This is a genomic window from Kitasatospora sp. NPDC058406, assembly GCF_042722765.1.
Lineage (GTDB): Bacteria > Actinomycetota > Actinomycetes > Streptomycetales > Streptomycetaceae > Kitasatospora.
Window position 1 is genome coordinate 1 of sequence record NZ_JBHXKE010000380.1, and the last position, 6,104, is coordinate 6,104.

Sequence of the window (6,104 nt, forward strand, 5' to 3'; positions counted from 1 at the left end):
ACCGGAGCGTCCGGCACGACCAACTGGAACAACTCCCACAGCTCATCCGGCACCAGCCGCTCAACGATCAGCACACTCGGAGTCTACTCGACCCACCCAAATGAGATGTCTTCTAAACCCGATCGTGCGGCGAGCGACCGGGCCGCCCGCGCTGATGTGGTGCAGGAACGGCTTCCACGAACCGCGGCGCCGCCCGGCGGGTTGCCAGGTGATCAGGAGTTCGCCCAGGTCGACGCCGTGCCGGGCGGCGTGCTGGTAGAACGCCGAGAGAGCCGAGAGCTTCCGGTTCACGGTCGACTCCGTGCAGTGCGCCTCGACCGAGGGCAGGACCGCGATGCCGCCGCCGCGCGTCCTCGGCGGCCGGCGCAGCCAGGCCACGAACTCGCCGAGATCCTCCAACCGCACCTCGCGCCAGTCCAGCCCGTGCTGCGACAGGAAGCTGAAGTAGTCCTTGAGGTCGTGTGCGTACGCCTTGATGGTGTTCGGTGATCGCTCGATGTCGGTCAGGTACCTGAGATACCGCTCGATCGGACCGACCGGCGCATCGTCGTCACCGAGCACCGTCCACGAATCCTGCCGTGCCATAGGTGACACGACCCGCTGAACAAGCATGGGTCCCTCCGTCGAATCTGCGCACTGGACGGCGGTAGATAACCACCTCCACCAGGCAGATCCCGGCACCTCACCCGCCCGTGCTCAACATCAAGGACGCCCTCCGGGCGACTCCAGATAACGCGGCGGATGGCGAACTCGTCCACCCCCAGACGCGGGACGAGGCCCGACGGCGGGAGGGGTAGCGCCCGGATGAGACGGAGCAGGGTGTCCCGGCCCGTGGTCATGGCCAGACGCCCGGAGATCCGGGCTCCGGCCCGGCCGCCCAGGAACAGGGCGATGTCGGTGAGCTGAGCGGTGAGCGCGGTCGTGCGACGCGCATGGCGGGACGTCAAAGCCGGGATCTGCTCGGCGAACGTCCGGCGGCCGCACTGGTCGTTGCCGCATACGAGACGACGCGCCCTCAGGTCCAGCCGAACCCGCCGACCCGCGACCGGACGGTCCGCAAGACGCCGCCGGTAGTAGCAGTGCAGCCGTGATGATCTCCGCTCGCACCCCGGGCAGACGGCCGACGCCGCCACCGACCGTACGGCGAGACGAACCTCGCTATCCCCAAGAACCATCTCCTCGACCTCCACACCGATCCCCGGGAAGAGAAGGTCCGCCACACGCACCGAATCCATCACACCGAGGTCATGCCCACCGCCCGATCACGGCCGGCACAGACCCCTCAATCAGCGACAGAGCCCTGAAAGTAAGTCAGAACCAGTTTTGCCGAGGCAGCGACATCGTGCATGGCAGTCGAAGAACTGGACACTTGAGCAGGCGGTGGCTGCGATCGACGAGGTCAGCGAGGAGCCCACCGGGCTGACGCCGAGCCTTCTGTCGGCGTGGGAGCGGCTCAAGATCCGCACGTCCGTCCGCTATCGAACGCTCTGCTGCAAAGTCTACAAACTGCCTGCCGAGGTTCTGTTCGCCGACCAGGACGGGGGCGACTCGCCGGCGTTTCCGCCGGGGGCGGGGCTGCGCCTGGTTCACCCGTACCCGGCCCTGTTCGCAGCCATGGTCGAAGTGGTCCAGAGCGCCCGGCAGGCTCTGGTCATCACCGGCTCCCGAATCCGTGAGCCCGCCTACCTGGACAGCATCCTCCAGGCCCTGGCCGACAGACCCACGCTCGTCCATCACCGAGTCCTCTACGGGCCGTCGCGCAACCGTGTGCTGACGGAGCACCTGCTGGCGCTGACCCGCCTGCGGGACCCCTCGGAGCGCACAGGCGGAGTCAAGACGCTGCACATCGGCGTGGTGGAAGGCAACCAGCCGGAGCGGTTCTTCGTCGCCTCGGAGCGCGAGGCGGTGATACTGGTGCCCTCGTTATCCGGTGTGGACCCCTTCGATACGGGGATCGTGCTGGGAGAGGATGACGCCGGCCGACTCGTGCAGCACACCAGGGAGGCATACGCGGGTTCTCGGCGGGTTGAGACGGCGGCGACGGTTCGACGATTGGCGGGGCTTGGTGACTGACGCGGCAGTGGACCGGGGCTGGCAGCCGAGCTGCTGAGCCAGGCGCGCGCGGACCGGGACTCGGTCCTGGAGCTCGCCGCGGAGTTGATCCGGGTGCCCTCTCGGGGCAGCGTCGACTCCTACGAGCCGGTCCTGGCCGTCCTGGAGGGATGGTCCACGGGGCGCGGGCTGTGTGCACGCCGCTTGCACGACGGGTCCGGTGCCTTGGTGGGGCTGGTCGCCGAGGTGGACGGCGGCCTGCCGGGCCCCACTGGGTACTGGGCGCCTGCGTGGACACCGCATCTCCTGCGGCCGGGGGCGAATCGTCCGGTCTATTCGTTGAGGCGTCGAGCTGGTGTTCCCGGTCGGGCCTTCATCCACGATGGGATCCGACCAGCCCTGACCTCCCGACTTCGTCGGTGTACGGGAATCACGTGAGTGTTCCGGGAATCCCAGCGCCGCTCGCTCCTACGGCCGCTCCGTGCCGTGCTCGGCGAGCTGCGCGAGCTGGCCCGCCGTCAGCTTCGCCCTCCTGCTCTCCTGATTGTTGAGCCAGGTACCCGGGGCGAAGTGCGGTACGACCGCCTGTTCCTCACCTCCGGGGCCGGCCTCTACGCTCTCCGCCGGTTTTTGTGCGGGCGGGGCGCCCGGGGGTGCCGTTCCCGCTCCACGAAGGCGGCGAGGGGGGCCAAGCGCTGGGCGAACCGGTCGGTGCGGGACATCTTCGGCTTCGTTTCGGCCGCCCGCTTGGCGGCCGCCGGGTTCGGGGTCCGGCCTCGTTGTGCCGATCGCCGCGTGCAGGTGCCGCTGGTCGGCCTCCGGCCCCGACCCCGGCCGCCCAGCCCGCTGCGCGAGCATCCACCGGCCGGGCTGCTCGTCCTCGAACGCCGTGAAACGAGGCCTTCTACGGCCCGGCGACAGGCGGACGCTGCCCCGCTCTCCCCACTTGAGGGGGCAGCTGGAAGGCCCCGACGACCGCTGGTGCACTCTGGTCTACCCGTGCCCGGCAAGGGACGGCTGCGCCGTCAGGAGGACGGGGCGGGCTTCGGCGGGACGGTCTTGTCCCAGTTCTCCTTGACGACGTTGCGGGCCTGCTTCAGCTGCGCCGGGGTGGGGAAGGTGGGTGTGCCGCCCTCCACGGTCGGCAGCCTGGCGGCCAGGTCCTTGTCGAGGGTGCCGTCCTTGGCCATGGCGTCCATCAGGACCGGGCGGGCGTAGCCCACGAGCCGCAGGTTCTGACCCTCGGGGCTCGCGAGGTACTCCTCCCACAGCCGGGCCGCCGCCGGATGAGGCGCGTCCTTGTTGATCGCCTGGGCGTAGTAGAGCGAGAAGCTGCCGTCGAAGGGGATGGAGACCCTCCAGTCCACCCCCTGGCCGCGCAGGGCGTCGACGTGCTGCAGGTTGAGGAAGTCCCAGTTGATGGCTATCGGGGTCTCGCCCTTGACGATCGACTCCGGTACGGGGTTTCCGGTGTTGTAGTTGCCCGCTGCGGCAAGCCGGCCGAAGAAGTCGATGCCCGGCTGAATGTCGTCGAACGAACCGCCGTTGGCGAGGGCCGCGGCGAACACGGCGGCGAACGCCGACCCGGCGGTGTTGGGGCTCGCGCCGTTCACCGCGACCATGCCCTTGTACTCCGGCTTGAGCAGATCGGCGAAGGTGACGGGGCAAACCTTCACGCGGGACGCGTCGCAGCCGATCGACACGTATCCGCCGTAGCTGTTGTACCAGCGGGCGTGGGGGTCTTTCTGGTTCGCCGGAATCCGCCCGTAGTCGGCGACCCGGTAGGGCGCGAGCAGGCCCTCCTCGGCGGCGGACGCGGCGAAGGAATTGCCGAGCTGGAGCACATCGGGCGCCCGCTCCTGGCCACGGTAGCGCTTCACATCGTCGATCTCCTCCTGGCTCCCACCGGTGGGATTGTCGACGGTGACCTTGACCCCGTACTTCTTCTCGAACCCGTCGATCAGCCCCCCGTAGTTCGCCCAGTGCCGCAGCAACGCGGTGGCCGTCAAAGCGCCCTCCTGCTGCGCCGCTCGGATGAGTGTGTCCATGCCGCCGGCCTGGGCGGCGGATGCCGCCACCTTCGGTGCCACCGCCGCCGGCGGGCTCCCGCCTCCGCAGGCGGCGCCGCTGATCGCCACGAGGCCCAGGCAGAGGCTGAGGCAGAGGGTGGAGGCTCGGGGTGAAGCCATGGCATCTCCAGGCGGAGCCGGGGACGGCCGTCGACCGGGCCGCGGCCGCTGCACTCGATGAACCGGTATAGGACATTTACTAGACTAGTGGAAGATATATCTCTTATGGGCATCATCGCGGGCGAATCGCGCACATGGCGCGACGGCGCCCGGCTTCGGGCATTCGGGTGGAGAACAGCCGGGCCCACGGACGCCACGGACCGCACGTCCACCTCGCCACTGCTGCGCGAACCGGGCGCCACCTGGAACGCGCGGGGCGGGGTGTTCCTGATCGAGGGCTGGCCCGGGCGCACCCTGTTCCCCGTCCTCAGGCCCGACCGGAGCCTGGCGGGCCGGGCGGAGACTGGCCACGACGGGTGGACGGCGTTCGCCGACGGCCGGACGATCATCGATCCCGACGGCGGCCTGCTCTGGCTCGCCCCGGGTACCACACGCGCTGCTCACCGTGGCTCTCGGCAGGCGCCTCACCTGGCCCTCCGCCCGCCCGGCGCGGTGCGGTGCGAGCTGCGGGCATGGCGGCGCGCACCCCACTGCGATCCTCGCAGACCCCCGCAGGGCCCTGCCCGGGGTTCTTGCCGCTGTTCTCGTACGACCGGTTTCCGGCGCCGGTGGTGGCTGGCGGGGTCGGTCGACGGCCCGTGGCAGGTCGCCTGTCCGGGGGTGGCCCGTCCCCGTCCCATCCGGGGACGGGGAGGGCCTGTGACGCGGAGCGCCGGGAGATTCCCTGGATTCGCGCTGTTGTGGGCCCCGGGCCTGGTGGTTTCGGGGTGGGCGAGTTCGCCGGATCGGCCGGATGGCGGGGCGTGGTGTTCGGCCTGGTGTCATTGGGTTCGGGTTGGGGGCGGTCGGGTGAAGACCGGTTCCGGTCCGGGTCTGTCGCCCGGGGGGAGTGGACGTCCGGCTCGTAGCGTCGTCGGGGTGAGGCGTGGGCACGTCTTCACGCCCGGTCCGGCCGAATCCACCTGCGGCCGGACCGGGCCAAACCTCCGGGTCACCGGATCCGCTCGCTCCTGCGCCAGTACCGCCCGGCCGTCCTGGATGCGCCGTACCCACCCCTGTCTGCCGTGCGCGCCGCGCCCCGGGCACCGGTGGGGCGTCGTTCGGGCCCCGGCCACGTCGTCGACCCGATCACCGCACTGCTGCGCGCCGAGCAGGGAAACAACCTCGGCCGGGATCGCGGCCCGGCCGCGACGGTGGCGAGGACCGGTGTGACGGCCCTGGCGACACCAGCGAGTGGCTGGGCTGACCCATCCCGTTCGGCGTGGCGGTCCGGCCCGGTCCCCCGTCCCCCGGGGGTGCGCCGGCCCATCCCGTCACGTCACCTTTCTCGTTGTCGGCACGGCCGCACGGTGGCCCTTCGGAGGCATCGGGGTGTGCGCTGCCGGTTCTCCCTCGCCTCGCGGTCGCGGTCACGCCGGCTCGGCGCTGCCCGCGTGGCCGGGACGGGCCGTATCGGCTGCCGCGGGTCGGGGCGGGGGCGTAGACCGGAGGGGGACCGCTGCGAGGACACTGCGGGGGCCGGGCCCGGCGACGCGCCGCAGCTCTGCGCCGCGCGCGGGGCCTGGTGGCGGCGGGGGAGGTGGCGGTGCTGCGGGTGCCGGACTCCTGCGCGGTGGCCATGGACGCGTGCCTGGACGGTGTGCGGCTGTTGCACGCGTGCGGCGTACGGCACCTCGCCCAGCTCGCCGTGCGGTACCGGCGTTGCCCGTTCGTGCCGGAGGAGCTGTGGGCCGGACAGGTCACCCGGGCGGTGCGCCTGCTCGGCCCGCTAGTGCTGTGACCGCATAGGTTCGCCGGGTTGGTACCGGAGGGCCCTGGACCGGTTGGATGTCGTGAGACGTTCAGCTCGGAAGGGGGCCCGGT

The 6,104-nt window shown here is 70.9% G+C and carries 5 protein-coding genes; 2 read left to right on the plus strand and 3 right to left on the minus strand.

The window, feature by feature from the left end; translation table 11 throughout:
* Positions 1-60: 60 nt before the first annotated feature.
* Both ACFWOG_RS38935 and ACFWOG_RS38940 read right to left on the minus strand, forming a co-directional pair.
* Positions 61-585, minus strand: a complete 525-nt coding sequence (locus ACFWOG_RS38935) for a site-specific integrase (protein WP_380364310.1) — start codon at positions 583-585, stop codon at positions 61-63.
* Positions 504-1,235 (minus strand): transposase family protein, encoded by a 732-nt coding sequence (locus ACFWOG_RS38940; protein ID WP_380364312.1) that lies wholly within the window; start codon positions 1,233-1,235, stop codon positions 504-506. The genes ACFWOG_RS38935 and ACFWOG_RS38940 overlap by 82 nt, the downstream gene beginning before the upstream one ends.
* 145 nt (positions 1,236-1,380) lie before the next feature.
* Here ACFWOG_RS38940 and ACFWOG_RS38945 point away from each other — a divergent pair, with 145 nt between their 5' ends.
* Entirely contained in the window at positions 1,381-2,073 is a 693-nt protein-coding gene (locus ACFWOG_RS38945; protein WP_380364314.1) for an XRE family transcriptional regulator, read from the plus strand.
* Between the two features lie 1,004 nt (positions 2,074-3,077).
* Here the strand turns inward: ACFWOG_RS38945 and ACFWOG_RS38950 are convergent.
* Entirely contained in the window at positions 3,078-4,241 is a 1,164-nt protein-coding gene (locus tag ACFWOG_RS38950) for an ABC transporter substrate-binding protein (protein WP_380364316.1), read from the minus strand.
* Positions 4,242-5,826: 1,585 nt separating this feature from the next.
* Between ACFWOG_RS38950 and ACFWOG_RS38955 the strand changes: the two genes are divergently transcribed.
* Positions 5,827-6,021 (plus strand): hypothetical protein, encoded by a 195-nt coding sequence (locus tag ACFWOG_RS38955; RefSeq protein WP_380364318.1) that lies wholly within the window; start codon positions 5,827-5,829, stop codon positions 6,019-6,021.
* Positions 6,022-6,104: the final 83 nt, after the last annotated feature.

Bases quoted from the DNA above. Each gene is read 5' to 3' on its own strand.
- ACFWOG_RS38940 (WP_380364312.1), bottom strand. From the start codon at position 1,235: ATGGATTCGGTGCGTGTGGCGGACCTTCTCTTCCCGGGGATCGGTGTG.
- ACFWOG_RS38935 (WP_380364310.1), bottom strand. From the start codon at position 585: ATGGCACGGCAGGATTCGTGGACGGTGCTCGGTGACGACGATGCGCCG.
- ACFWOG_RS38950 (WP_380364316.1), bottom strand. From the start codon at position 4,241: ATGGCTTCACCCCGAGCCTCCACCCTCTGCCTCAGCCTCTGCCTGGGC.